At 65.9% G+C, this 22,796-nt stretch carries 23 protein-coding genes; 8 read left to right on the top strand and 15 right to left on the bottom strand.

Features of this window, described 5'->3' with window-relative positions:
• Positions 1-5: 5 nt before the first annotated feature.
• On the bottom strand, positions 6-599 hold the full coding sequence (phaR, locus tag ACQR1E_RS06595; RefSeq protein ID WP_315715176.1) for a polyhydroxyalkanoate synthesis repressor PhaR: 594 nt from the start codon (positions 597-599) through the stop codon (positions 6-8).
• 382 nt (positions 600-981) lie between these two features.
• Between phaR and ACQR1E_RS06590 the strand changes: the two genes are divergently transcribed.
• The 4 genes from ACQR1E_RS06590 (at position 982) to ACQR1E_RS06575 (ending at position 6,420) form a co-directional block, all read left to right on the top strand.
• A complete protein-coding gene (locus ACQR1E_RS06590; protein ID WP_315825545.1) occupies positions 982-2,160 on the top strand; it encodes an acetyl-CoA C-acetyltransferase in 1,179 nt (392 codons plus the stop codon).
• A 271-nt stretch (positions 2,161-2,431) separates the two neighbouring features.
• Positions 2,432-3,157: a beta-ketoacyl-ACP reductase gene (locus ACQR1E_RS06585; protein ID WP_315825544.1), complete on the top strand. Its 726-nt coding sequence runs from the start codon at positions 2,432-2,434 to the stop codon at positions 3,155-3,157.
• A 153-nt stretch (positions 3,158-3,310) separates the two neighbouring features.
• Entirely contained in the window at positions 3,311-4,183 is an 873-nt protein-coding gene (gene yddG / locus ACQR1E_RS06580) for an aromatic amino acid exporter YddG (RefSeq protein WP_315715179.1), read from the top strand.
• Positions 4,184-4,410: 227 nt separating this feature from the next.
• Complete coding sequence (locus tag ACQR1E_RS06575) at positions 4,411-6,420, top strand: putative bifunctional diguanylate cyclase/phosphodiesterase (RefSeq protein ID WP_315715180.1); 2,010 nt, start codon at positions 4,411-4,413, stop codon at positions 6,418-6,420.
• 1 nt (position 6,421) lies between these two features.
• On the opposite strand, the gene ACQR1E_RS06570 is transcribed toward ACQR1E_RS06575, so the two are convergent.
• Together ACQR1E_RS06570 and gloB are read right to left on the bottom strand one after the other, a co-directional pair.
• Entirely contained in the window at positions 6,422-6,856 is a 435-nt protein-coding gene (locus ACQR1E_RS06570; RefSeq protein WP_315715181.1) for a cupin domain-containing protein, read from the bottom strand.
• 14 nt (positions 6,857-6,870) lie between these two features.
• A complete protein-coding gene (gene gloB, locus ACQR1E_RS06565) occupies positions 6,871-7,638 on the bottom strand; it encodes a hydroxyacylglutathione hydrolase (RefSeq protein ID WP_316166271.1) in 768 nt (255 codons plus the stop codon).
• Positions 7,639-7,831: 193 nt separating this feature from the next.
• Between gloB and ACQR1E_RS06560 the strand changes: the two genes are divergently transcribed.
• On the top strand, positions 7,832-8,608 hold the full coding sequence (locus tag ACQR1E_RS06560; protein ID WP_434896834.1) for a class I SAM-dependent methyltransferase: 777 nt from the start codon (positions 7,832-7,834) through the stop codon (positions 8,606-8,608).
• An 87-nt stretch (positions 8,609-8,695) separates the two neighbouring features.
• On the opposite strand, the gene ACQR1E_RS06555 is transcribed toward ACQR1E_RS06560, so the two are convergent.
• The 5 genes from ACQR1E_RS06555 to ACQR1E_RS06535 form a co-directional block, all read right to left on the bottom strand.
• Positions 8,696-9,526 carry a DUF4167 domain-containing protein gene (locus ACQR1E_RS06555; protein WP_315715184.1) on the bottom strand — a complete coding sequence of 277 codons (831 nt, stop codon included), beginning with the start codon at positions 9,524-9,526 and terminating at the stop codon, positions 8,696-8,698.
• Positions 9,527-10,077: 551 nt separating this feature from the next.
• Positions 10,078-10,965, bottom strand: a complete 888-nt coding sequence (gene prmC / locus ACQR1E_RS06550; protein WP_315825542.1) for a peptide chain release factor N(5)-glutamine methyltransferase — start codon at positions 10,963-10,965, stop codon at positions 10,078-10,080.
• 193 nt (positions 10,966-11,158) lie between these two features.
• Positions 11,159-12,244, bottom strand: coding sequence for a peptide chain release factor 1 (prfA, locus tag ACQR1E_RS06545; protein ID WP_316203481.1), 1,086 nt, complete (start codon positions 12,242-12,244; stop codon positions 11,159-11,161).
• Positions 12,245-12,306: 62 nt separating this feature from the next.
• Positions 12,307-14,574, bottom strand: a complete 2,268-nt coding sequence (ptsP, locus tag ACQR1E_RS06540; RefSeq protein ID WP_315715187.1) for a phosphoenolpyruvate--protein phosphotransferase — start codon at positions 14,572-14,574, stop codon at positions 12,307-12,309.
• Between the two features lie 302 nt (positions 14,575-14,876).
• Positions 14,877-16,133, bottom strand: coding sequence for an aspartate kinase (locus ACQR1E_RS06535; RefSeq protein ID WP_434896833.1), 1,257 nt, complete (start codon positions 16,131-16,133; stop codon positions 14,877-14,879).
• A gap of 147 nt (positions 16,134-16,280) precedes the next feature.
• On the opposite strand from ACQR1E_RS06535, the gene ACQR1E_RS06530 reads away from it, so the two are divergent.
• Together ACQR1E_RS06530 and ubiG are read left to right on the top strand one after the other, a co-directional pair.
• Entirely contained in the window at positions 16,281-16,748 is a 468-nt protein-coding gene (locus ACQR1E_RS06530) for a PH domain-containing protein (RefSeq protein ID WP_315715189.1), read from the top strand.
• Between the two features lie 47 nt (positions 16,749-16,795).
• Entirely contained in the window at positions 16,796-17,560 is a 765-nt protein-coding gene (gene ubiG / locus ACQR1E_RS06525) for a bifunctional 2-polyprenyl-6-hydroxyphenol methylase/3-demethylubiquinol 3-O-methyltransferase UbiG (protein ID WP_409977941.1), read from the top strand.
• 102 nt (positions 17,561-17,662) lie between these two features.
• Here the strand turns inward: ubiG and ACQR1E_RS06520 are convergent, their stop codons facing one another.
• Positions 17,663-17,944, bottom strand: coding sequence for a GIY-YIG nuclease family protein (locus ACQR1E_RS06520; protein WP_316170998.1), 282 nt, complete (start codon positions 17,942-17,944; stop codon positions 17,663-17,665).
• Between the two features lie 233 nt (positions 17,945-18,177).
• On the opposite strand from ACQR1E_RS06520, the gene ACQR1E_RS06515 reads away from it, so the two are divergent.
• Positions 18,178-19,077: an EamA family transporter gene (locus tag ACQR1E_RS06515; RefSeq protein WP_434896832.1), complete on the top strand. Its 900-nt coding sequence runs from the start codon at positions 18,178-18,180 to the stop codon at positions 19,075-19,077.
• Here the strand turns inward: ACQR1E_RS06515 and ACQR1E_RS06510 are convergent, their stop codons facing one another.
• The 6 genes from ACQR1E_RS06510 to ACQR1E_RS06485 form a co-directional block, all read right to left on the bottom strand.
• Positions 19,078-19,515 carry an EamA family transporter gene (locus tag ACQR1E_RS06510; RefSeq protein ID WP_434896831.1) on the bottom strand — a complete coding sequence of 146 codons (438 nt, stop codon included), beginning with the start codon at positions 19,513-19,515 and terminating at the stop codon, positions 19,078-19,080.
• Between the two features lie 140 nt (positions 19,516-19,655).
• Entirely contained in the window at positions 19,656-20,132 is a 477-nt protein-coding gene (locus ACQR1E_RS06505; RefSeq protein WP_315751936.1) for a DUF1178 family protein, read from the bottom strand.
• Positions 20,129-21,007 carry a carbon-nitrogen hydrolase family protein gene (locus ACQR1E_RS06500; RefSeq protein ID WP_315825538.1) on the bottom strand — a complete coding sequence of 293 codons (879 nt, stop codon included), beginning with the start codon at positions 21,005-21,007 and terminating at the stop codon, positions 20,129-20,131. The genes ACQR1E_RS06505 and ACQR1E_RS06500 overlap by 4 nt, the downstream gene beginning before the upstream one ends.
• Positions 21,004-21,279 (bottom strand): glutaredoxin 3, encoded by a 276-nt coding sequence (gene grxC, locus ACQR1E_RS06495; RefSeq protein WP_315715197.1) that lies wholly within the window; start codon positions 21,277-21,279, stop codon positions 21,004-21,006. Before grxC ends, ACQR1E_RS06500 begins: the two co-directional genes overlap by 4 nt.
• Positions 21,280-21,308: 29 nt before the next feature.
• On the bottom strand, positions 21,309-22,097 hold the full coding sequence (locus tag ACQR1E_RS06490) for a ComF family protein (RefSeq protein ID WP_409999201.1): 789 nt from the start codon (positions 22,095-22,097) through the stop codon (positions 21,309-21,311).
• Complete coding sequence (locus ACQR1E_RS06485) at positions 22,081-22,671, bottom strand: macro domain-containing protein (RefSeq protein WP_316159292.1); 591 nt, start codon at positions 22,669-22,671, stop codon at positions 22,081-22,083. The genes ACQR1E_RS06490 and ACQR1E_RS06485 overlap by 17 nt, the downstream gene beginning before the upstream one ends.
• Positions 22,672-22,796: the final 125 nt, after the last annotated feature.

Below are 22,796 nucleotides of genomic sequence, written 5' to 3'. Positions count from 1 at the left end.
CGGCGTCAGCCTTGCTGCTCGTCCTTCTTCGGCTCCGACATGCGATCGAGCCGGTCCTGCATTTCCTTCATCTGACGGCGCAGCTCGTCGATGTTGTCGTCGGCGGCCGGGGCCGGCTCGGCGGCCTTCTCGTCGGCGCGCACCGGCGGCGTGAACGGCTTGAACATCGAGAACGTCTGCTGGAACAGCTCCATGTTGCGGCGCACCTGCTCCTCGAGCGGCGCGAATGGCGTCCCGCTGAAGGTGTCGGCGATCTGCTTGCGGAACTTCTCCTGTTCCCGGGTCAGGGTATCGATCGACTGCTCAAGGTACTTTGGCACCACCATCTGCATGCTGTCGCCGTAGAAGCGGATCAGCTGGCGCAGGAACGTGGTCGGCAGCAGGTTCTGGCCGGCCTTGTTCTCCTGCTCGAAGATGATCTGGGCGAGGACCGAGCGCGTGATGTCGTCGCCAGTCTTGGCGTCGTAGACCAGGAAATCCTCCCCGTTCTTAACCATCGAGGCCAGATCTTCGAGGGTCACGTAGGTACTCGTCCCGGTATTGTAGAGCCGCCGGTTCGCGTATTTCTTGATTGTGGTGGGTTGGTCAGATTTCGCCATGAGCTCACACATGCAAACCGAGAACAGGGAACCCGGCGGCGTCGCCGCAGGGCGAAGAGCTACGCAATGCAATAACGTAATCACTTTCGAGCGAGTTCGGCTACGGTTTTGTGCGGAACGGTTAATCCCGCAGCAGAAATCTTGCTCACGAAACGGCCAAGCATCCCAATTTGAATGCGCTGCAGCAGGAATTGCTGATGCCGCCAATTGACATGTCGCAACGACGTTAACAGGATGAAGGACGAAGGTTGCGCACTCGCCAATCCGGGGCTTGCGGAGGGCCGGCACGACCGTGAACTGAAAAGATCATTTTCATTTCAAATACCCTCGAGTCTCAAGCCCTCGCTTTCACGTCCAAGATCAAGAACCCCAGGAGATGCTCATGTCAGACGATGTCGTCATCGTCAGCGCCGCCCGCACCGCGGTTGGAAGTTTCAACGGTGCCTTCGCCAGTGTCCCGGCTCACGAATTGGGGGCGGTGGCCATCAAGGCCGCGCTGGAGCGCGCCGGCGTCGAGCCGGGCCGCGTCTCGGAGGTCATTATGGGCCAGATCCTGACTGCGGCGCAGGGCCAGAACCCGGCGCGCCAGGCTTCGATCGCCGCCGGCATTCCAGTCGAGAGCCCGGCCTGGGGCATCAACCAACTGTGCGGCTCCGGCCTGCGCTCCGTTGCGCTCGGCTACCAGGCGCTCGTCAATGGTGACTCCGACGTCGTGGTCGCCGGCGGCCAGGAGTCGATGAGCATGGCGGCGCATGCGCAATATCTGCGCGCCGGCGTGAAGATGGGCTCGCTCGATCTGGTCGACACGATGATCAAGGACGGCCTGTGGGACGCCTTCAACGGCTATCACATGGGCAACACCGCCGAGAACGTTGCGAAGCAATATCAGATCACGCGCGCGCAGCAGGACGAGTTCGCGGTTGCATCGCAGAACAAGGCCGAGGCGGCTCAGAAGGCCGGCAGGTTCAAGGACGAGATCGCGCCCGTGACGGTCAAGAGCCGCAAGGGTGACACCGTGGTCGACACCGATGAATATCCGCGTCATGGCGCGACGATCGAGGCCATGGCCAAGCTGCGTGCGGCGTTCGAGAAGGACGGCACGGTCACCGCCGGCAACGCGTCGGGCATCAATGACGGCGCGGCTGCCGTGGTGCTGATGACCGCCAAGCAGGCGGCCAAGGAGGGCAAGACCCCGCTGGCGCGGATCGTGTCCTGGGGCCAGGCCGGCGTCGACCCGAAGATCATGGGCACCGGCCCGATCCCGGCGTCGCGTTCGGCGCTGAAGAAGGCCGGCTGGAACATCGCCGACCTCGACCTGATCGAAGCGAACGAGGCGTTCGCCGCGCAGGCTTGCGCGGTGAACAAGGATCTCGGCTGGGATCCGGCCAAGGTCAACGTCAACGGCGGCGCGATCGCGATCGGCCATCCGATCGGTGCGTCCGGGGCGCGCGTGCTCGTGACTCTGCTGCACGAGATGCAGAAGCGCGACGCGAAGAAGGGTCTTGCCACGCTGTGCATCGGCGGCGGCATGGGCATCGCGCTGTGCGTTGCACGCGACTAAAAACCCGGCAGTGATTGCGAACCGTTCAGCCTTCGCAATCGCGTCCAGCTCAACTAAAGATCAACGCCCGGCGATCTCGCCGGGCGTTTTGTTCTTGATGTCCGTCAAACACGTCGCATAATCGACCACTAAAAAAATGGAGTTGAGCGAGCATGGACGGTCGTGCGGCAAGTTGATCGTCGCGCGGAGGTTCATGATCCAATAACAACGGCAAGCGCGGCGACAGCCAGAGGTTGTCCTGTGCGATCAGTCATCGAGGGAAGGATTCGACATGGCACGTGTGGCGTTGGTGACGGGGGGAACGCGCGGTATCGGAGCGGCGATCAGCAAGGCGCTGAAGGCGGCTGGATACAAGGTCGCGGCGAATTACGGCGGCAACGATGCCGCGGCGGAGAAGTTCAAGAGCGAGACCGAGATCCCCGTCTACAAATGGGACGTCAGCTCGTTCGAGGCCTGTGGCGAAGGCATCAAGAAGGTCGAAGCCGATCTCGGTCCGATCGATGTGCTGATCAACAATGCCGGCATCACCCGTGATACGGCCTTCCACAAGATGACGCTCGAGCAGTGGAGCGCGGTGATCAACACCAATCTCGGCTCGCTGTTCAACATGACCCGCCCGGTCATCGAGGGCATGCGCGCGCGCAAGTTCGGCCGCATCATCAACATCTCCTCGATCAACGGCCAGAAGGGCCAGTTCGGCCAGGTCAACTACTCCGCGGCGAAGGCCGGCGACATCGGCTTCACCAAGGCGCTCGCGCTGGAGACGGCCAAGGCCGGCGTCACCGTCAACGTGATCTGCCCGGGCTACATCAACACCGAGATGGTGCAGGCGGTGCCGAAGGACGTGCTCGAGAAAGCCATCCTGCCGCTGATTCCGGTGGGGCGCCTCGGCGAGCCCGAGGAGATCGCGCGCGCCGTGGTGTTCCTCGCCGCTGATGAGGCCGGAGCCATCACCGGTTCGACGCTGTCGGTCAATGGCGGCCAGTACATGGTGTGAGCCTCGCCGGCGGCGTTGCCTCCGGCCACCATCTGCGGTTAAGGAAAACCTGATGCCCGCGCTCGCCGCGGGCATTCACGTCTTGGACGCTCCCCGCACGGACGCAGGCGTGGGTGGCCGGCATGAGCCGGCCGTGACGGAGCCTGCCGCCTGATGTCCCAGCGCAATGCGACCCTGATCGGTCTGACCGCGATCCTGATGTGGTCGCTGCTCGCCTTGTTGACGGTGGCAACTGGCACGATCCCCGCCTTCCAGCTTGCGGCGATGACCTTCGCGATCGGCGGCGCGGTCGGCCTGCTCAGTCTGGTCCGCCGACCGGACGGGCTACGGGTGCTGCGGCAGCCGCTGACGGCGTGGGCCGTGGGCGTCGGCGGGCTGTTCGGTTATCACGCGCTGTACTTCCTGGCGCTGCGCTTCGCGCCGCCGGCAGAAGCCGGGCTGCTGAACTATCTTTGGCCGCTGCTGATCGTGCTATTTTCGGCCTTTCTGCCGGGGGAGCGGCTCGCGGTTCATCACGTGACCGGCGCCGTGATCGGGCTTGTCGGCACCGCGCTGCTGTTGCTCGGCAACGGTGCGAGCTTCGCTGCGAGCCAGTTGCCGGGGCTCGCGGCCGCCTTCGTCGCGGCGTTCGTGTGGGCGATCTATTCGGTGCTCTCGCGCCGTCTGAAGGCGGTGCCGACCGATGCCGTCGCCGGCTTCTGCATGGCGACGTCCGCGCTCGCGGCCCTGGTCCATGTTGCGGTCGAGCGAACGGTCTGGCCCGACGGCCCGACGCAGTGGCTCGCTGTTGCCGGTCTCGGCATCGGCCCGGTTGGCGCCGCGTTCTATGCCTGGGACATCGGGATGAAGCGCGGAGACATTCGCGTGCTCGGTGCCGCATCCTATGCGACGCCGCTGCTGTCGACGGCTTTCCTGATCGTTGCCGGCTATGCCCGGCCGAGCGCCGCCCTGGCGGTGGCCGCACTGCTGATTGCCGGCGGCGGTCTGGTCGCGGCCAAGGACATGTTCCTCCTGCGCAAGCGCTGACCGCGTCAGGTCGAGCGACGTCAGGCGGGGCCGGCTCGCATGCGGACTCGGCACGGCGGTCCGAATCCGCCGGTTATCCTTGCTGCGCACTTAACCTTGCGCAAAACCGGCACGCCGGCCGGTAGCTTACAACCGCCGATTACAGTTTGGCGCGGTCTGCACCTAACCCGCCCTTTACCCGTGCTGAGCGATAGTCCCTGCGAAATGGTGCTGACAACGGGGCGGCAATGCCGGACGTGAGACGTTACATGGCCCGCGCAGGGGAGTTGTTTCGCGTTCCCGCCGACAGTCCCGAACTGACGCGCGCGCAGTTCCAGGCGTTCTCCAAGCAGGTGCCGCTGCTCTATTTCATTCTCATCACCAACAGCCTGGCGCTCGCCTACACGTTCCTGCCGCTGGCGCCGACGTGGCTCACGATTTCGGTGCCGGCGTTGCTATCGACGATTACCGGCGCGCGCATGCTGTGGTGGCTGCGGCAGGGCGAGGCCGCCAGCAGCGACGCCGAGGTGCTGCGCAACCTGCGTGTCACCAACCGGATTGCCGGCCCGATCGGGGCGCTGTTCGTCGTCTGGTCCTTCGCGTTGTTCCCCTACGGCGACCCATTCGCCAAAGGGCAGGTCGCGTTCTACATGGCGGTCACGGTCATCGGCATCATCTTCTGCCTGATGCACCTGCGCTCCGCAGCCCTGATCGTGACCCTCGTGGTCATCGTGCCCTATGTCATCTTCTTCATGTCCACGGGCGTTCACGCGCTGCGGGCGATCGCGGTCAATCAGCTGCTCGTGTCCGGCGCGATGGTAACGGTGCTGTTCATCTATTATCGGGATTTCGCCGCGCTCGTCGCCAGCCGCAAATCGCTGCTCGCGGAGCAGGCGGCGACGCAAGCGCTGTCGGATGAAAACTTCCGCCTCGCCAATCTGGATTCGCTGACCGATCTGCCCAATCGCCGTCGCTTCTTCTCGGAGCTCACGCAAGCTTTCGCCGAGGCCGACCGGGACGGCACGCGGCTCGCCGTCGGCATCATCGATCTCGACGGCTTCAAGCCGATCAACGACACCTATGGGCACACGGTCGGCGACCGCGTGCTGATCGAGGCCGCGCGCCGCATCCGCGACGCCTGTGCCGGCCATGGCGGCCAGGTCCATCTCGCCCGGCTCGGCGGCGACGAGTTCGGACTGGTGGTCGCCGGCAATCCCACGGACGACGATCTGCTCAACCTCGGACGGCAGATCACCGACCTCATCAAGCTGCCCTATCAGTTCGACACGACCCATACCGGCCTGTCGTGCTCGACCGGCTTTGCGTTGTATCCGCGCTCGGCCATGGTTGCGGATGCGCTGTACGAATGCGCCGACTATGCGCTGTACCACGCCAAGCGCCGCGCCCGCGGCCAGGCCATCATCTTCTCGACCGAGCTCGAGGCGGAGATCCGCAGCCGCAGCGTGATCGAGCACCTGTTGCGCACGGCCGATTTCGACGCCGAGATGGACCTGGCGTTTCAGCCGATCATGGACGCGACGAATTCGCGCACCACCGGATTCGAGGTCCTGGCGCGCTGGCACAGCCCCAAGCTGGGTACGGTGTCGCCCGCAAGCTTCATCCCGGCCGCCGAGCGGATCGGCGTCATCCGCAGCCTGACGCGTTGTCTGCTGGTCAAGGCGCTCGCCGCCGCGCGGACCTGGCCGGACGACATTCGCGTGTCGTTCAATCTCTCCGCGCACGACATCTGTTCGCCGGATGGCGTCCTGCCGCTGCTGGCGGTCATCCATGCCAGCGGCGTGCCGCCGCGCCGCATCGAGTTCGAGATCACCGAGACCGCCGTCACCTTCGACTTCGCCCGCGCCGAGCAGTCGATCGCGGCATTGAAGGCGATCGGTTGCGGCATCTCGCTGGACGATTTCGGCACCGGCTACTCGTCGCTCAGTCACGTCCACCGGCTGCCGCTCGACAAGCTCAAGGTCGACCGCAGTTTCGTGAGCGACGTCAACGCCAACCCGATCAGCCACAAGATCATCAAGTCGCTGACCGGCCTCTGCGCCGACATGGAAATTTCGTGCGTCGTCGAGGGTGTCGAGACCAAGGAGCAGCTCGACAGCCTGCGACGTCTGGGCGCGGACTACATCCAGGGCTACTACTTCGCGAAGCCGATGCCGGCCGACGCGATTTCCGGCTTCCTCGCCCAGGAGCGCCAGCGCTTCGCCGAGCCGGCCGCGAAGGTCGCCGGCGCGAGCGCCTGACTCAGACCTCCGGCTCCCAGCCGGGCGGCGCAAGCTCGAATCCTTCGAACATGAAGCCCGGCGCCACCGTGCAGCCGACGAGCGTCCAATCGCCGGCGCTCTCGGCGGCCTGCCAGGCATGGGCGGGCACCACCGCCTGCGGCTGCTGGCCGGCTGCGAGGTCGATGCCCAGCGTCGTCGTTTGCGGCGCCTGGCCTTCGGCGGCGATCCGCAAGGTCAGCGGCGCACCGGCATAGAAGTGCCAGGTCTCGACCGCGTCGACCCTGTGCCAATGCGAACGCTCGCCGCGCGCGAGCAGGAAATAGATCAAGGTCGATGCGGCGCGGCCGGAGGCGTCGACGGCCGGATCGCGGAAGGTCTCGCGAAAATGTCCGCCCTCCGGATGAGGCTGCAGGCCGAGACGCGCGATGATGTCGGCAGCCGAGAGCGTGGCCATCGTCGTCCTCGCCGTTACGACTTGTTCTTGCGCTCGCGCAACTCGCCGAATACCTGCTCGGCGCTGGCGCCCTTCATGCGCAGCCGCACTGCGACGGCCGGATCGTCGGCGCGCAGGAACACGTTGGCGGTCTTCTCGTCGCCCAGCAGCGACGGAATGGTCGGCCGGTTGGCGGCACGCAGCCGCGTGACCTCCTCGGCGCGAGCCTTCAGCGCCGCGTTGTCGCCGTCGACGGTGAGGGCGAATTTGACGTTCGAGGCTGTGTATTCGTGGCCGCAATAGAGCCGGAAGTCGTCCGGCAGCGCGCGCAGCTTGAGAAGCGAGTCCCACATCATCGGATAGGTGCCCTCGAACACGCGGCCGCAGCCGACCGAGAACAGCGTGTCGGCCGCAAACAGCGCCTTGTCGGCATCGAACACGTAGGAGACGTGGTCGAGCGTATGGCCCGGCGTTTCCAGCACGCGCGCGAGCAACTCGCCGATCTTCACGACATCGCCATGGGCGACTCGCAGATCGACGTTGGCGATCGCCGTCGTCTTGTCGTGGGGCGCGACCACCCGGCAGCCATATTTCTGCTTGAGCTCGGCGACGCCGCCGACATGGTCGTGATGATGATGCGTGATCAGGATGTCGGTGAGCCTCCAGCCTTCGGCGTCCAATTGCCGGACGATCGGTCCGGCCTCGGGGGCGTCGATCGAGGCAGTCGCACCGGTCGCGGGGTCATGGATCAGATAGCCGAAATTGTCGGACAGGCAGGTGAAGGCGCGGATGTCGGCGGCCATGATGTCTCCGTCGGCGGGACCGGGCGAGGCACGATGGTCGCGCTCGCGATGCCAGAAGGTCGTGGAAGCGGAGCCCGGGCGCAGCGCTGCGGGGCGGCCTCCGATGTCCCGCGCAGAGATATGGCGTTAACGCTGGAGGCGCAACGCAATATTCGGCGCGCGGCAGCGCGCGCTCGCATGATACATTGACGTCATGGACGTGATCGATCTGCGAAATTTCTATTCGAGTCGCCTCGGGATCGTCGCGCGGCTCTTGATCAACCGCGGTATCCGCGCGCGCTGGCCGAGCGCGGCCGGGCAGCGGGTGCTCGGCGTCGGCTATCCCACGCCTTATCTGGGCCTGTTCCGCGAGGATTCCGAACGCTGCATCGCCTTCATGCCGGCGGCGCAGGGGGTGCTGAAATGGCCGACGGCGCGGCCGACGCTGGCCTCGCTGGTGGACGAGTTCTCGCTGCCGCTGCCCGATGCGGCGATCGACCGCATCCTGATCGTGCATGCGCTGGAGATGTCGGACGACCCGGCCGGGCTGCTGCGCGAGATGTGGCGGGTGCTGGCGCCGGCGGGACGCATGATCATCGTGATCCCGAACCGGCGCGGCGTCTGGACGCGGACCGACAACACGCCGTTCGGCCATGGCCGGCCCTATTCGCGCTCGCAGATCACGCAACTGCTGCGGCAGACCTGGTTCACGCCGACCGGCTGGGGCGAGGCGCTGTTCATGCCTCCGGTCGGCGGCTGGTTCCTGAAATCGGCGATGGCCTGGGAGCGCGTCGGCGCGGCGCTGTCGCTGCCGTTCGCCGGTGTCCACATCGTGGAGGCGACCAAGCAGGTCTACCGGGTGATCCCGGCGCGCCGCGAGCGCATTCGGCTGATCCCGCGGCTCGAACCGGTGCTGGCGCCGTCACCGTCGGCCCCCGGATCCGGTGGCGCCGGTCGCCGCGAGGTCGGTCCGCCGTCGCGCGAAGGATGATCCCGGGCCGTTTTCCTGCGCGCCTCCCGCGCAAAAAAAACGGGTGGGCTCAGAGCCCACCCGTTTCGTCATGATGGAGGGTAATCGCTATTCGCCCGGATTGAGGTCCTCGCTCGGCGCCGGTGCAGCAGCGGCTGCTTCAGCGCGCGGACCATGCGGACGCCGGCGGCGCCGCGGATAGCGCTCGGCAGCGCCCTCGAAGGCGGCCGGGGGATTGGCGATCTGCGGCTGCGGACCGGTGATGAAGGACGGCAGCCGATCGACGCCGCTGTCGGCGATGACGGGCTGGGGTTGCGGCTGCGGCTGGTACTGGACGGGCTGCGGCCGCTCCCGGTGCTCGCGCGGCTCCCGCTCGCGATGTTCGCGGGGTTCACGGTGTTCCCGCGGCTCGCGGTGTTCGCGCGGCTCGCGATGCTCACGCGCTTCGCGGTGCTCGCGCGGCTGCTGCTCGCGCTGATAGGGCTGGTTGTCGCCGCGCTCGCGCTGGCCGCCTTCGCGGTCGCGCATGAAGGGTTGGGGCTGAGGCTGCGGCTGGGCCGGAACGAAGCCGGGCTCCTGGCCGAAATGCGAGAAGCTCTCAGCGTCATCGTCGAGGTCGTCGACGGTCAGGTCCTCGGTGTTGCGCGGCTGCTGCGGCTGGTTCTGGCGGAACTGCTCCTGCGCGGCGGCAATCAGGCGGAAATAGTGCTCGGCGTGCTGGTAGTAGTTCTCGGCGGCTACGGGGTCACCCGAAGAGCGGGCGTCGCGGGCAAGCTGGACATATTTCTCGGCGACATGAGAGGCAGTGCCGCGGATCTTGATGTCCGGTCCATTGGACTCGAACACCCGGGTCAGCGGATTCTGGCCGCGCCGGTTATTGTTGTTGTTACCGCCGCTGTTCCGGTTGCGCATCCGCTTGTTGTTCTGACCGTTTCTCATGTCCTGCCTTTATTCCAACCCTGCGTTAGGAGCACCGATTGTCTGAGCACTGATTGTTATCGGAATACCGAGAGTGTATTGAAATACCTTCGCCGGGCTCGGACGCCTCGCGCGCGGTCCAAATGGTCCCATCCGACCCATGTCGGTTCCGACATGCCGGTTTGACCCATGCCGATGTGATCGACAGCCGATTCTCTCGACAAAAGCGCGTTCAAAACGCGTTCCCCACCCGCCAGCCCCTGGGACCGGCGAACCACGTCATTCAGCCAGCCAAGGCGACATGCGCCACGACCGACCCAGTTTGCTTAGCGTAAGACCTCAAGTGCAAAGTCAGGCTTTCGTTCGCTTTGCAGTCGCGGGCTGCGCAGCCATCCGGGCTCTCGCGCTCAGCAGATCTGCGTTCTGGAACCTATCGCCCGGCGCGGCTCTCTGGCATCTGACCGCGGCGGTGTTCCGTGAATACCGCTCGTCGTGGCCTGCACCGGTGCTATGGATGGAACGTAGTCGCTCCCGGGGGATATTCCAAGAGCTTTTTCTGCATTCCCCGACCTTTACCGGAGCTTTTTTAGGCCCATGACGGTTCGGGGAATACCGGCCAGATCGGCCCGGATCGTCGAGGAATCGGCCGTCAGGCCAGCCCTCACCATCAATGCAGCGACCTCGTCACTCTGGCCAAGCCCGACCTCCACGATGACAGCGCCGTCCGGCCGCAGCAGGGCCGCCGCCTGCGGGATCAGCGCGCGGTAGGCGTCGAGCCCGTCCTTGCCCCCGTCCAGGGCGCGCAGCGGATCATGAGTGCGCACCTCGACGTCGAGCTCGCTGATCTCGGACGATGGGATGTAGGGCGGGTTCGACACGATCAGGTCGAAACCCGCAGACAGCGCTGCGGCGTAGGAGCAGGCGACGAAGCCGGCGCGGTCGGCTAATCCGAGCGCGCGCGCATTATCCCGCGCGGTGGTCAGCGCGGCCAAGCTGATGTCGGTACCGAGTCCAAAGGCCCGCGGCAGCTCGGACAGCAGCGCCAGCAGGATCGCGCCGGAGCCCGTGCCGAGATCGGCGATGCGCAAGCGACGCTTCAGGTCGCCGCCGGCCGCGAGATGTTCCAGTGCCAGCTCGACGACAGTCTCTGTGTCCGGCCGCGGCACCAGCGTGTCGGCCGACAATCGCAGGTCCAGGCCCCAGAACTCTTTGGTGCCGAGGATGCGGGCGACCGGTTCGCCGGCCAGCCGGCGCTGCACCAGCGTTTCCAGGCGCTGCGCGTCGTCATGGGAGAGCTGTCGTCTCCCGTGCATCACGAGCCCGGTGAGCTCGAGCTGCAGCGCATGGCCGACCAGCAGCCGCGCATCGAGCTCGGGCGAGTCGAGGCCCGCATCTGCAAAGCGCGCGGCCAGGGCACGGCGGGCGGCATCGATCGTCACGCCGGCGATGAGGCCGGTCATCGCGCAAACTCCCTCCACGCGTCATCCCCGCGAACGCGGGGAGCCATACGCCGTGCCGTGGCGGGACGGGCGGTCGGAGTTGCCTTCTGTGACAGCCACGAAGGCCGGTGGTTAGGGGTCCCTGCGTTCGCCGGGACGACACCGTTTGTGTCGGGGCAGCGTCGCATCGCCTCCTGCAATGCGCCGGTGCGCATCACGCCGCAGCACCTTGCGCGGCGAGCTGCGCGGCCTGGTGCTCGGTCGTCAGCGCGTCGATGAGTTCGCCCAGCGCTTCGCCGGCGATCACCTGCGGCAGCTTGTAGAGCGTCAGGTTGATGCGGTGGTCGGTGACGCGCCCTTGCGGAAAATTATAGGTGCGGATGCGCTCCGAGCGGTCGCCCGAGCCGACTTTCTCCTTGCGCTCGGCCGAGCGGGCCGCGTCGACCTTCTGCCGCTCGGCGTCGTAGATGCGCGAGCGCAGGATGTTCATCGCGGAGGCGCGGTTCTTGTGCTGCGAGCGGCTGTCCTGCATCATCACGACGATCCCGGTCGGGATATGGGTGATGCGGATCGCCGATTCCGTCTTGTTGACGTGCTGGCCGCCGGCGCCTTGCGCGCGCATGGTCTCGATGCGCAGGTCGTCCGGCTTGATGTCGACGTCGACATCCTCGACCTCGGGCAGCACGGCGACTGTCGCCGCGGAGGTGTGGATGCGGCCCTGCGTCTCGGTATCGGGCACGCGCTGCACGCGGTGCACGCCGGATTCGAACTTCAGCTTGGCGAAGGCGCCGCGGCCCTGCACTTCGGCGACGATCTCCTTGTAGCCGCCGACGGTGCCTTCGGAGGCCGAGACCACCTCGACCTTCCAGCCCTGCAGGGCGGCGAAGCGCTCATACATCCGGAACAGGTCTCCGGCGAACAACGAGGCCTCGTCGCCGCCGGTGCCGGCGCGGATTTCGAGCACGACGTTGCGGTCGTCCATCGCATCCTTCGGCAGCAGCGCGACGCGGATCTTCTGCTCCAGCTCGCCGCGGCGCGCGATCAGTTCGTCGCGCTCGGCCTCGGCCATCGCGCGCATTTCGGCATCGGTGGTGGGATCGGCGATCAGCGCCTCGGTGTCGGCGAGCTCCTTGACGCCGGCGCGATAGGCCTTCACCGCGTCGATCAGCGGATTGAGCTCGGCCAGCTCACGGGTGATCTGCACGTAGCGGTCGGAATTGACCTGGCCGAGCAGCTCCGCCTCGAGCGAGGCGTGATGCGCGAGCAGGACATCCAGTTTGGCTTGGGGAAGCGACGACATGATGCAATCTGTTCTAGGAGCAAACGATACGAACGGAAGACGCGCAGGCCGCGACAGACCCGCTACAGCGCGAGGCCTTCGCTCTCGGCGAACTCGGTCAGCTTCTGCCGCATCGAGAAGCTGCCGGCCGGCGCGGCCAGCCATTCGGCCATCTTCGTCGCCGCCTTGCCGGCGTCGAGTTCGAGGATCATCGCCTTCACAGGGCCGTGTGCGGTGGCCGACAACGACAGCGAGCGGTAGCCGAGCGCGATCAGCGCCAATGCGCCGATCGGCTTGGAGGCCATCTCGCCGCACAGTGACACCGACCGCTTGGCGGCCTTGGCCTTGTGCACGATCTGCTGCAACGCCCGCAGGATCGGCGTCGACAGCGTGTCGAAGCGCTCGGAGACCTTGGCATTGCCGCGATCGACCGCGAACAGGAACTGGAACAGGTCGTTCGAGCCGACCGAGATGAAGTCGACCTTCGAAAGCAGCTCGTCGAGCTGATACAGCAGCGCCGGGACCTCGAGCATGGTGCCGACGTCGACGCGTTCCGGCAGCGTATGGCCGTGCTGGCGCAGATAGGTCAGCTCGCGCTCGACGATCGCCTTGGCCGTGTCGAACTCGGCGACTTCCGAGATCATCGGGAACATGATGCGCAGCGAGCGGCCGCCGCCGGCGCGCAGCAGCGCCCGGATCTGGCCGCGCAGCAGGCCCGGACGGTCGAGGCCGAGGCGGATCGCGCGCCAGCCGAGCGCCGGATTCTCCTCGATCACGGTCTCCATGTACGGCAGCGCCTTGTCGCCGCCGATGTCCAAGGTGCGGAACGTGACCGGCTTGTGGCCGGCGGCGTCGAGAACCGTGCGATACAGCGCCAGCTGGTCGCTCGAGCGCGGCAGGCTGGCGGACACCATGAATTGCAGCTCGGTGCGGAACAGGCCGATGCCGGCGCTGCCGGTGTCCTCGATGTGCGGCAGGTCGATGACCAGGCCGGCATTGATCATCAGCTCGACCGGCTGGCCGTCCTTGGTCACGCAGGGCTTGTTGCGCAGCTCGCCATATTGCGCCTGACGGCGGGCGCGGAAGCGCACCCGCTCGGCATAGGCGGATTCGATCTCCGACGACGGGCGCACATAGATCGAGCCTGAGGTGCCATCGACGATGATGGCGTCGCCGGGATCGGCGATGCCCGGCGCGTTCGGCACCTCGCCGACGGCGGGAATGCCGAGTGCGCGCGCCACGATCGCGACGTGCGAATTGGCGGTGCCTTCCTCGAGCACGAGGCCGCGCAGCCGCTTGCGGTCGTAGTCGAGCAGCGCCGCCGGACCCATCGCGCGTGCGATCAGGATGGCGTTGTCCGGCAGGTGCTCGCGCCGCGGCGCGTGGTCCTGGCCGACGAGCTGACGTAGCAGCCGGTAGCCGAGATCCTCGAGGTCGTGCAGCCGCTCGCGCAGATACGGATCGGTCGAGCGCAGCATGCGGGCGCGGGTGTCCGACTGCACGCGCTCGACGGCGGCTTCCGCCGTGAGGCCGGTCGCCACCGCCTCGTGCAGCTTGTGCGACCAGCCCTGGTCGTTGGCGAACATGCGATAGGCTTCGAGCACCTCGCGGTGCTCGCCGCCATCGGCGACGTCGCCGCGCTCCAGCATGCGGTCGAGGTCGGCGCGCAGCTTGAGCAGCGCGGCGTCGAGCCGCTTGATCTCCTTGGGCAGGTCCTCGGCGATGTAGTTGTTGATGACGACGCGCGGCTCGTGCAGCACGACATGGCCGAGCGCGATGCCATCGGACAGCACCGTGCCGGTCTTGTGGATCGAGTGCCGCGCCGCCGGCTCGGCGCCGGGCTGCGCCAGTGCTGCGAGCTCGCCGGAGGCGATCATCTCGGCGAGCACCATCGCGGTGGTCTGCAGCGCCTCGACCTCTTCCTCGACATAGGTGCGCTTGGCTCGGTTCTGCACCACCAGCACGCCGAGCGTGTTGCCGGCGCGCAGGATCGGCACGCCAAGGAAGGAGTGGTAGATCTCTTCGCCGGTCTCCGGCCGATACGAGAAGGCGGGATGGCTCTGCGCGTCGTTCAGGTTGAGCGGCGTCGCTTCGCTGGCGACGAGGCCGACGAGACCTTCATGCGCGCTCAGCACGGTCATGTGCACGGCGTCGCGGTTCAGACCTTCGGTGGCATAGAGCTCGAGCGTGTTGTCGACGCGCAGCACATAGACCGAGCAGACCTCCGCGACCATGTTGGCCGCGATCAGCACCACGATCTTGTCGAGCCGCTCCTGTGCCGAGACCTGCTCCGCCATGGTCTCGCGAAGCCGTCTGAGCAGGACGCGGGGGCCTCCCGACGCGCTTCGCATGTGGCACAATCCCCCTTCCTGGGGCCAGCCCGGCACGCGGCCGGATCTGGCGCTAAACTCGCGGCATCGAACAGCTTTCTCGATTCGGCACTATCGCACGCTCAGAGTGCCGGCCCGAACCAGAACAACCTTCACTGGAGCACAGTTTGCGGCTGCCATCCTGCGATGGCGTATAGCGAATTAGGGCTTGTTTTGCCAAGCAAAACGCCTGCCACCGCGGGCGGCGTCAACGGCTTTCGAACGATCTCCGGCCCGTCCCGCTGTCACAGAACGGGACAGGTGTGGTCGCGGAGGAGGATTTTCTAGGCCTGGTCCAGTCCGTAGAGCGTATGCAGCGTGCGGACGGCGAGCTCGGTGTAGGCGGCGTCGATCAGCACCGAGAACTTGATCTCGGAGGTCGTGATCGCGCGAATGTTGATGTTGCGGGCGGCGAGCGCGGCGAATCCCTTGGCGGCGACGCCGGCATGGCTGCGCATGCCCGATCCGATCACCGAGACCTTGGCGACGTCGGTCGCGGTATCCAGGCGCTGATAGCCGATCCTGTCCTTGGCCGCGGTGATGGTCTCGCGCGCGCGATTGTAATCGGTGGCCGGCACCGTGAAGGTGAGATCGGTGGTCTTGCCGTCTTCGGAGACGTTCTGGACGATCATGTCGACGTTGATATTGGCGTCCGCCAGTGGTCCGAAGATCGAGGCGGCGACGCCCGGCTTGTCCTCGATCTGGCGCACCGAGATCTGGGCCTCGTCCTTGGAGAAGGCGATGCCGGTCACGACGTGATTTTCCATGATTTGTTCCTCGCTGCAGATCAGCGTCCCCGGCGGCTGGTTGGCGTGCGGGTCGATATCCTCGGGCTTGTCGAATGAGGAGCGGACGAAGATCGGCATGTTGTGCACCATGCCCAGTTCCACCGAACGGACCTGCAGCACCTTGGCGCCCTGCGACGCCAGCTCCAGCATGTCCTCGAAGGCGATCTTGTCGAGCCGCTTGGCCTTCGGCACCACCCGGGGGTCGGTGGTATAGACGCCGTCGACGTCGGTATAGATGTCGCAGCGGTCGGCCTTGATGGCGGCCGCGATCGCCACCGCGGAGGTGTCCGAGCCGCCGCGGCCGAGCGTGGCGATTCGCCCGGTTTCGGCGTTGATGCCCTGGAAGCCGGCGATGACCGCGACCTCCTTGCGGTCGCGAAAGCGCTGGATCAGCTCGGAGCCGTCGATATCGACGATTCGCGCCGAGGCATGGGCGTCGCTGGTCTTGATCGGGATCTGCCAGCCCTGCCACGAGCGGGCCTGGATGCCCATGCTCTGCAGCACGATCGCCAGCAGGCCGGACGTGACCTGCTCGCCCGAGGCCACGACGGCATCGTATTCACGCGCATCGTGCATCGGCGACGCCTCGGTGCACCAGGCGACCAGTTCGTTGGTCTTGCCGGACATGGCCGAGACCACGACGGCGACCTCATGACCGGCGTCGACCTCGCGCTTGACGTGGCGCGCGACGTTGCGGATGCGGTCGATGTTGGCGACGGATGTGCCGCCGAATTTCAGCACGAGGCGACCCATGACGACGCGCTCATTCCCATCAGGAGGATAAGTTGACCGGCTGGGCGCGAAACCGGAGGCGCGCCAGCCGAAACGCGCGTATACATAGCGCCGCGGCTGGGGGCAAGACGGTTCCTTGTGGTGACAGGGTCAGGTAGAGGCTTTGGAATGGCGCGTTACATCGACGAAATCCTGCAACCCGGCGAGAAGGTGCTGTATTCGACCAATGCACATTGGATGTTCTACCTGCCGGCGATCGGGGCCTGGATCGTCGTGTTTGGATTGCTCGTCCTCTCCCGCATGACCGTGAACGACAATCTGGTTCTGCTGTGCCTGGCCACCGCCGCCGTCATCGCCATTGTTGCCCTGTATTGGACGGTCCGGGCCTGGTTCCATCGCCTGACCACCGAGACGGACGTCACCAATCGCCGTGTCGTGCACAAAACCGGTTTCATCAAGCGCCGTACCTTCGAGATGGCTCTCGACAAGGTCGAGAGCGTCGACGTCAACCAGACCATCATGGGACGGGTTCTCAATTACGGCGATGTCACCATCTTGGGTGTGGGCGAGGGCAAGGAAACCATTTCGACCATCGCGGAGCCGCTGGCGTTCCGGAACGCCATCACGGCGCGTTAGCCCGGTACGGCGCCGCAGCTTCGATCATTGAGTATTCAGCGATGACAATGCCTCAGGATTCCCGCAGCACTTCTGTTCCCTCCGGCTCGACCGTCGATCCGGCCGAGATCGCGAAGTTCTCCAAACTGTCCGAGACGTGGTGGGACCCCAAGGGCAAGATGGCGCCCCTGCACAAGATCAACCCGCTGCGCCTGACCTATATCCGCGATGCCGCCTGCCGGAAATTCGAGCGCAACGCCAAGAGCCTCAACTGCCTGTCGGGGCTGCGCATGCTCGACATCGGCTGCGGCGCGGGACTGCTGTGCGAGCCGTTCACGCGGCTGGGCGCGCAGGTCGTCGGCGTCGACCCCTCGGCCAGCAACATTGCCGCCGCCAGGCTGCATGCCGAGAAGGGTCATCTGTCGATCGACTACCGCTGCACCACGATCGAGGAGATGGACCCGCGCGAGCGCTTCGACATCGTGCTGGCGATGGAGGTCGTCGAGCACGTCACCGACGTCAGCGCCTTCCTCGGCCGCTGTGCCGCGGTGCTGAAGCCGGGCGGCATGATGGTGGTCTCGACCCTCAACCGCAACTGGAAGAGCTTTGCGCTCGCCATCGTCGGCGCCGAATACGTGCTGCGCTGGCTGCCGCGCGGCACGCATGAGTGGAGCAAGTTCGTCACGCCGGACGAGCTGACGAAATACCTGCTCGACAACCGCCTGGTCATCACCGAGCAGAGCGGCGTGGTCTACAGCCCGTTCGCCGACCGCTGGAGCCTGTCGACCGACATGGACGTGAACTACATGATGGTCGCCGAGCAGATGGTTTAGCGCGCGCGGCCAATCATCAGCTTGACCCGTCTGCCGCTCCATAACCGGTGTCGTCCCTGCGAACGCAGGGACCCATAACCACAGGGAGGGGTTTGAGGCACGCTAGGAGATCAGGTCGCTGAGATCGCGCCATTCAAGATTGTCGCGCTCGATCAGTTCGATTTTCCAATCACGCTTCCAGCGCTTGAGCTGCTTCTCGCGGGTGACCGCTTCCGCAGCAACAGTGTAGATTTCGACATAGACCAGCCGAAACACCCCGTACTTCTTCACGAACTCCGAGCCTTCGCCCTTGCGATGCTGCTCGAGCCGCGTCCGTAACGAGTTGGTCACACCGATGTACAGCGTACCGTGACGGCCGCTGGCGAGAATATAGACATAGTACATCGCCGCACCATCGCGTGGATGGATCGCCTAACCCAATTGAAGCCGGTGGTTATGGGTCCCTGCGTTCGCAGGGACGACACCGGATGTGTGGCGCGAGCTTACCACAAGACGCAATCCGTCCTGGCCCTTCCGGCGAGAGCTGCAATCCTGACATGCGGCTGAACCGCCTCACCGCTGTTGACCCAGCGCCCCGTGGTCGTCACGGTGCCAATCTCACTACTGCATTGTGCCGCATGCTCTCCATCACCTCGCTCTGGATTCCGTTCACGTTGGTTGCCGCCGCCGGCCAGGTCGCGCGCAATGCGATGCAGCGGTCGCTGACGGCGAAGCTCGGCACCTGGGGGGCGACCAATATCCGCTTCCTGTTCGGCTTTCCGTTCTCGCTGGTGTTCCTGACCGCGGTGCTGCTGGCCACCGGCGACCACCTGCCGTGGCCGCCGGCGGTGTTCTGGCCGTGGCTGCTGCTCGGTGCGCTCAGCCAGATCATCGCCACCGGGCTGATGCTATTGGCGATGACCGACCGCTCCTTCGTCGTCACCACGGCCTATCTGAAGACCGAAGCGATCCAGACCGCGATCTTCGGCTTCATCTTTCTCGGCGATCCGCTCTCGCTTCCAAAGATGATCGCGATCCTGATCGCCACTATCGGCGTCGTCATCACCGCGCTCAGGCCCGGCGGTGAGAAGAGCTTTGCCGAGTTGAGGCCGACCGTAACCGGCCTGGTTGCCGCGGCGTCGTTCGCCTTGTCGGCCGTCGGCTTCCGCGGCGCCATCATCACCGTCGACGGCGTGTCCTTCGTCACCGCCGCGTCGTACACGCTGGTCTGGGGCCTATTCTTGCAGACGGCGCTCCTCACCGTCTATCTGCTGGCGCGCGCGCCCGACATCCTGCGCGGAATCCTGTCGCTGTGGCGGCCGTCGATGATGGCCGGCTTCGTCGGCGCCTTCGCGTCGCAATTCTGGTTCCTGGCGTTCGCGCTGACCGCGGCCGCCAACGTCCGCACGCTCGCGCTGATCGAGGTACTGTTCGCGCAGGGCGTGTCGTACTATTCGTTCAAGCAGCCGGTTTCGCTGCGCGAGATCGGCGGCATCACGCTGATCGTCGCCGGCGTGGCGCTGCTGATCGCCGTGTAGTCAGCCCTTGATCGCGATCAGCACGGCGCCGGCCGCGATCAGGGCGATGCCGATCCAGCCCTGCAGGCTCGGTCGTTCGCCGAGAAACACGACGCCGAACAAGGCGACCAGCACGACGCTGAGTTTGTCGATCGGCGCGACCAGCGTCGCGGGTCCGAGCTTCAGGGCGCGGAAGTAGCACAGCCACGAGGCGCCGGTGCCGAGCGCCGACAGTGTCAGGAACACCCAGCTCTTGGTCGAGATCGGTCCCGGGCTGGTGAGCTGGCCTGTCGAAAACAGGATCAGCGCCAGCGTCACCAGCACGATCGCGGTGCGGATCAGCGTGGCAAGATCGGAGTTGAGACCTTCGACGCCAACCTTGGCGAAGATGGCGGTGAGGGCCGCAAACAGCGCGGAGAGGAGAGCCCAGAGCTGCCAGGACGAGGAGAGGGGGGACATGTCGTCACACCGGCGAAAGAGAGAGTGCAGGCCGAGATCTCTCCCCCGTCATTGCGAGCGAAGCGAAGCAATCCAGAATCTTTGCTCGGCGCTGGATTGCTTCGCTTCGCTCGCAATGACGGAGAGGGCGTCTCTATTGCTCAATTCCGGTCGTCCGGCAGCACCGGGATCGGCGCGACCTCGATGCCTTCCTCGATCAGTTCGCGGGCCTCGTCGAGCGAGGCCTCGCCATAGATCGGCCGGTGCTCGGTCTCGCCGTAATGCATCTTGCGGGCTTCGGTCGGGAATCGTTCGCCGACATCGTCGGCGTTCTTGACGATGTGGTCGCGCAGCTCCTTGAGCTTGGCGCGCAGCTCGCGCTCCTGCGCCATCATCAGCGCGGTCGATCCCGGCGGAATCACTTCCTGCGCTGGCGTCGGTGAGGCCGGTACCGGCACGGCCTCGCGGCCCTTCTTGCTGACGATGCGCGGCGCCATGATAGCCTTCTCGACCTTGGTCGAGCCGCAGGTCGGGCATTCCACCAGCTTGCGCTTCACCTGCGAATCGTAGGCCGAGGAGCTCTGGAACCAGCTTTCGAACGTATGGTCACGCTCGCAGCGCAGCGCATAGCGGATCATGCCGAGCCCCGCACCAGGTGCAGATAGTCCGGACCCGCGTTGGGGTCGGCGATGCCGAACCGGCGGCCGTGCTGCAGCGAAGGAATGGTCTGGCGCACGCTCTCGACCCGCGACGGATCGATGCGCGCCATGATCACGCCGGGCTCGACGCCGCCCTCGGCGAGAATCTCGCCCCATGGATCGATGATCAGCGAGTGGCCGAAGGTCTCGCGCTTGTTCTCGTGCAGGCCGCACTGGGCGGCGGCGAACACGAAGCATCCCGTCTCGATGGCGCGGGCGCGCAGCAGCGTGTGCCAGTGCGCCTCGCCGGTCTTGCGGGTGAAGGCGGAGGGCACGCTGATGAAGGAGGCGCCGCTCTCGGCCAGCGCACGATACAGCGCCGGGAAGCGCACGTCGTAGCAGATCGTCAGCCCCAGACGACCCCAGGGCAGATCCGAGATCACGGCCGTCTCGCCCGGTTGATAGTTGGCGGACTCGCGATAGCTCTCACCGCCCGGCAGATCGATGTCGAACATGTGGATCTTGTCGTAGCTCGCCAGCACGTTGCCCTCGGGGCCGATCAGGAACGAGCGGTTCACGGCCTTGTCTGCCGAGAAGCGCAGCGCCAGCGACCCGATGTGCAGATGGATGCCCAGCTCCTTGGCGAGCGCCTGGTAGGCTTTGAGAGAGGGATCGTCCGCCTCGCTCTTGAGCTGCTCGAACAGCGCCGTCCGGTTGAGCTGCATCATGTTGCTCACTTCCGGCGTCTGGACATACTCCGCGCCCTGCGCCACCGCTTCCCGGATCAGCCTGGTGCCCTGCTCGAGGCTCGGCTCGGGCAGGAGCGAGGTGCGCATCTGCACCATGGCGGCGGTAAAGCTGCGGTCGTTGCTCATGATGTCGCCTTGTCTCCCGCCAGCATGGCGTCGAGCCGGCCCTCGCGATCGAGCGCGTAGAGGTCGTCGCAGCCGCCGACATGGGTGTGGCCGATGAAGATCTGCGGAAAGGTCGAGCCTGGGCCGACACGATCATACATCTTCTGCCGAATCGTCGGATCCTTGCCCGCGTCATGCTCGGTGAAGGCAACGTTCTTGCGGGTCAGAAGCGATTTGGCGGCCGTGCAGTAGCCGCACCCCGGACGGGTATAGATTTCGATCGCAGCGGTCATGTCGCGCTCAGCTGTTTCAGAACGACAGATTATATGGGAGCGCGGGGCGCATCGACAACCCGGGCGAAAACCAGCACGCTGACCTCGGCCGCCTTGGCGCGCAGCAGAGCGCGGGCGCAGGCATCCACCGTCGCGCCGGTGGTCAGCACGTCGTCGACGATGACGATGCGGCGCCCCTGCACGTCATGCAAGCGGTCTGAAGATACCTGGAATGCGCCCTGCACATTGCTGGTGCGCTGGGCGCGCGACAACCCGACCTGCTGCTCGGTCGCCCGCACGCGGCGCAGCGCATCACCCTGCATGCGGACGCCGCTGGACCGGGCGACCGCCCGCGCCAGCGCGCCGGACTGGTTGTAGCGGCGGGAAAAGCCGCGCCGCCAATGCAGCGGCACGGGCAACACGAGGTCGGCCTCGGCCAGCAACTCGCGGCCGGCGCGCGCCATCCAGCGGCCCATGATCGGCGCCAGATCGGTGCGGTCCTGATATTTCAGCTGATGCACCAGGGTGCGGGCGACCTCGTCATAGCGCACGGCGGCGCGGGCGCGGGCGTACGCCGGCGGCGCCGCGATCGCTTCCATCGACAGCAGCTCGGGACCCGGATCGTAGACGAAGGGGATGCCGAGCTTCGGGCAATACGGCCGCTCGATGAACGACAATTTGCCCCAGCAGGCGGGACAGACGCCCTCGCCGTCGACCGGCTCGCGGCAGGCGATGCACAAGGTCGGCAGTGCAATGTCGAGCGCGAGCTTGGCTGCGTGGGCCATCACGCTGCAAACCGAACCAACAACGGAGCGAACGGGATCAGGCAAGGAGATCATGATGCTCGCCCAGGATGGCGCGCGCCGTCCTGCTCCTGCGTCCGTGCCCGCCGACGATCGCATCATATGCAGCTCGCATCTGGCGTGCGGCTTGACGAGGCGGCACGGCCCCGATGCCGGTGCCCATGCCCGGTGCCAGCAGGGAGGTGATTGGCCCGGCTTCGCTCGTGTTGTGCGCCTGGACCGCAATCAGAGCGGCCCGGAAGGCGAGATAGACGTTCGGTGTTCCGTCGATGCGCGATGGCACGCGCATGGTCGGAGCGCAAACGAGATAGCGAAGCTCCGGATGTCCGGTCGGGAGGATCACGGCCTGTCCGACCGGAAGCTCGCCATAATGTTGCGCGGCCAGCAGCTCGCGCAGCTCTGTCTCGACCTGCCAACCGAAGAAGCGCGCATAGTGCAAGTCGATGCCGCCATCCATGAAGCCGAAGCTGTTCGCCGGGCTGACGATGGCATCGGCCTGCTGTTCCAGAATGCTTCCGTGAGAGACCTGAACCTCGCCGACGCCCGCGAACGCGGACCGCCAGGCCTCGACCACCTCGATGCTGATGTCGCGAAGGTGGACCGTGAGCATGATCGCAATGAACTCGATCGGAGAACGCCGCTATTTTTTGGCTCGGGCCATCGTAGGTTAGCGTGGCCTCGGACGCGGCTCAAGCGGTGCATTGCCCGGCCACCAGGATCGGCGTAACCAGCCCC

The organism is Bradyrhizobium sp. HKCCYLRH1030 (genome assembly GCF_051168395.1).
Classification (GTDB): Bacteria; Pseudomonadota; Alphaproteobacteria; order Rhizobiales; family Xanthobacteraceae; genus Bradyrhizobium.
The sequence above is the reverse complement of the archived record's forward strand: the minus strand, read 5'-3'. Positions and strand labels throughout refer to the sequence as shown.

What these genes read in the sequence shown, in the direction of transcription:
- grxC (WP_315715197.1), bottom strand. Translation starts at nt 21,279, where the DNA reads ATGACCGCTGCGATCGAAATCTATACCCGTCCGGGGTGCGGCTACTGC.
- ACQR1E_RS06485 (WP_316159292.1), bottom strand. Translation starts at nt 22,671, where the DNA reads ATGCTCACGGTCCACCTTCGCGACATCAGCATCGAGGTGGTCGAGGCC.
- ACQR1E_RS06510 (WP_434896831.1), bottom strand. Translation starts at nt 19,515, where the DNA reads ATGTCCCCCCTCTCCTCGTCCTGGCAGCTCTGGGCTCTCCTCTCCGCG.
- yddG (WP_315715179.1), top strand. Translation starts at nt 3,311, where the DNA reads ATGTCCCAGCGCAATGCGACCCTGATCGGTCTGACCGCGATCCTGATG.
- ptsP (WP_315715187.1), bottom strand. Translation starts at nt 14,574, where the DNA reads ATGCGAAGCGCGTCGGGAGGCCCCCGCGTCCTGCTCAGACGGCTTCGC.
- prmC (WP_315825542.1), bottom strand. Translation starts at nt 10,965, where the DNA reads ATGACCGGCCTCATCGCCGGCGTGACGATCGATGCCGCCCGCCGTGCC.
- prfA (WP_316203481.1), bottom strand. Translation starts at nt 12,244, where the DNA reads ATGTCGTCGCTTCCCCAAGCCAAACTGGATGTCCTGCTCGCGCATCAC.
- ACQR1E_RS06575 (WP_315715180.1), top strand. Translation starts at nt 4,411, where the DNA reads ATGCCGGACGTGAGACGTTACATGGCCCGCGCAGGGGAGTTGTTTCGC.
- ACQR1E_RS06585 (WP_315825544.1), top strand. Translation starts at nt 2,432, where the DNA reads ATGGCACGTGTGGCGTTGGTGACGGGGGGAACGCGCGGTATCGGAGCG.
- ACQR1E_RS06560 (WP_434896834.1), top strand. Translation starts at nt 7,832, where the DNA reads ATGGACGTGATCGATCTGCGAAATTTCTATTCGAGTCGCCTCGGGATC.
- ACQR1E_RS06570 (WP_315715181.1), bottom strand. Translation starts at nt 6,856, where the DNA reads ATGGCCACGCTCTCGGCTGCCGACATCATCGCGCGTCTCGGCCTGCAG.
- gloB (WP_316166271.1), bottom strand. Translation starts at nt 7,638, where the DNA reads ATGGCCGCCGACATCCGCGCCTTCACCTGCCTGTCCGACAATTTCGGC.
- ACQR1E_RS06555 (WP_315715184.1), bottom strand. Translation starts at nt 9,526, where the DNA reads ATGAGAAACGGTCAGAACAACAAGCGGATGCGCAACCGGAACAGCGGC.
- ubiG (WP_409977941.1), top strand. Translation starts at nt 16,796, where the DNA reads ATGCCTCAGGATTCCCGCAGCACTTCTGTTCCCTCCGGCTCGACCGTC.
- ACQR1E_RS06490 (WP_409999201.1), bottom strand. Translation starts at nt 22,097, where the DNA reads ATGATCTCCTTGCCTGATCCCGTTCGCTCCGTTGTTGGTTCGGTTTGC.
- ACQR1E_RS06500 (WP_315825538.1), bottom strand. Translation starts at nt 21,007, where the DNA reads ATGAGCAACGACCGCAGCTTTACCGCCGCCATGGTGCAGATGCGCACC.
- ACQR1E_RS06515 (WP_434896832.1), top strand. Translation starts at nt 18,178, where the DNA reads ATGCTCTCCATCACCTCGCTCTGGATTCCGTTCACGTTGGTTGCCGCC.
- phaR (WP_315715176.1), bottom strand. Translation starts at nt 599, where the DNA reads ATGGCGAAATCTGACCAACCCACCACAATCAAGAAATACGCGAACCGG.
- ACQR1E_RS06530 (WP_315715189.1), top strand. Translation starts at nt 16,281, where the DNA reads ATGGCGCGTTACATCGACGAAATCCTGCAACCCGGCGAGAAGGTGCTG.
- ACQR1E_RS06505 (WP_315751936.1), bottom strand. Translation starts at nt 20,132, where the DNA reads ATGATCCGCTATGCGCTGCGCTGCGAGCGTGACCATACGTTCGAAAGC.
- ACQR1E_RS06590 (WP_315825545.1), top strand. Translation starts at nt 982, where the DNA reads ATGTCAGACGATGTCGTCATCGTCAGCGCCGCCCGCACCGCGGTTGGA.
- ACQR1E_RS06520 (WP_316170998.1), bottom strand. Translation starts at nt 17,944, where the DNA reads ATGTACTATGTCTATATTCTCGCCAGCGGCCGTCACGGTACGCTGTAC.
- ACQR1E_RS06535 (WP_434896833.1), bottom strand. Translation starts at nt 16,133, where the DNA reads ATGGGTCGCCTCGTGCTGAAATTCGGCGGCACATCCGTCGCCAACATC.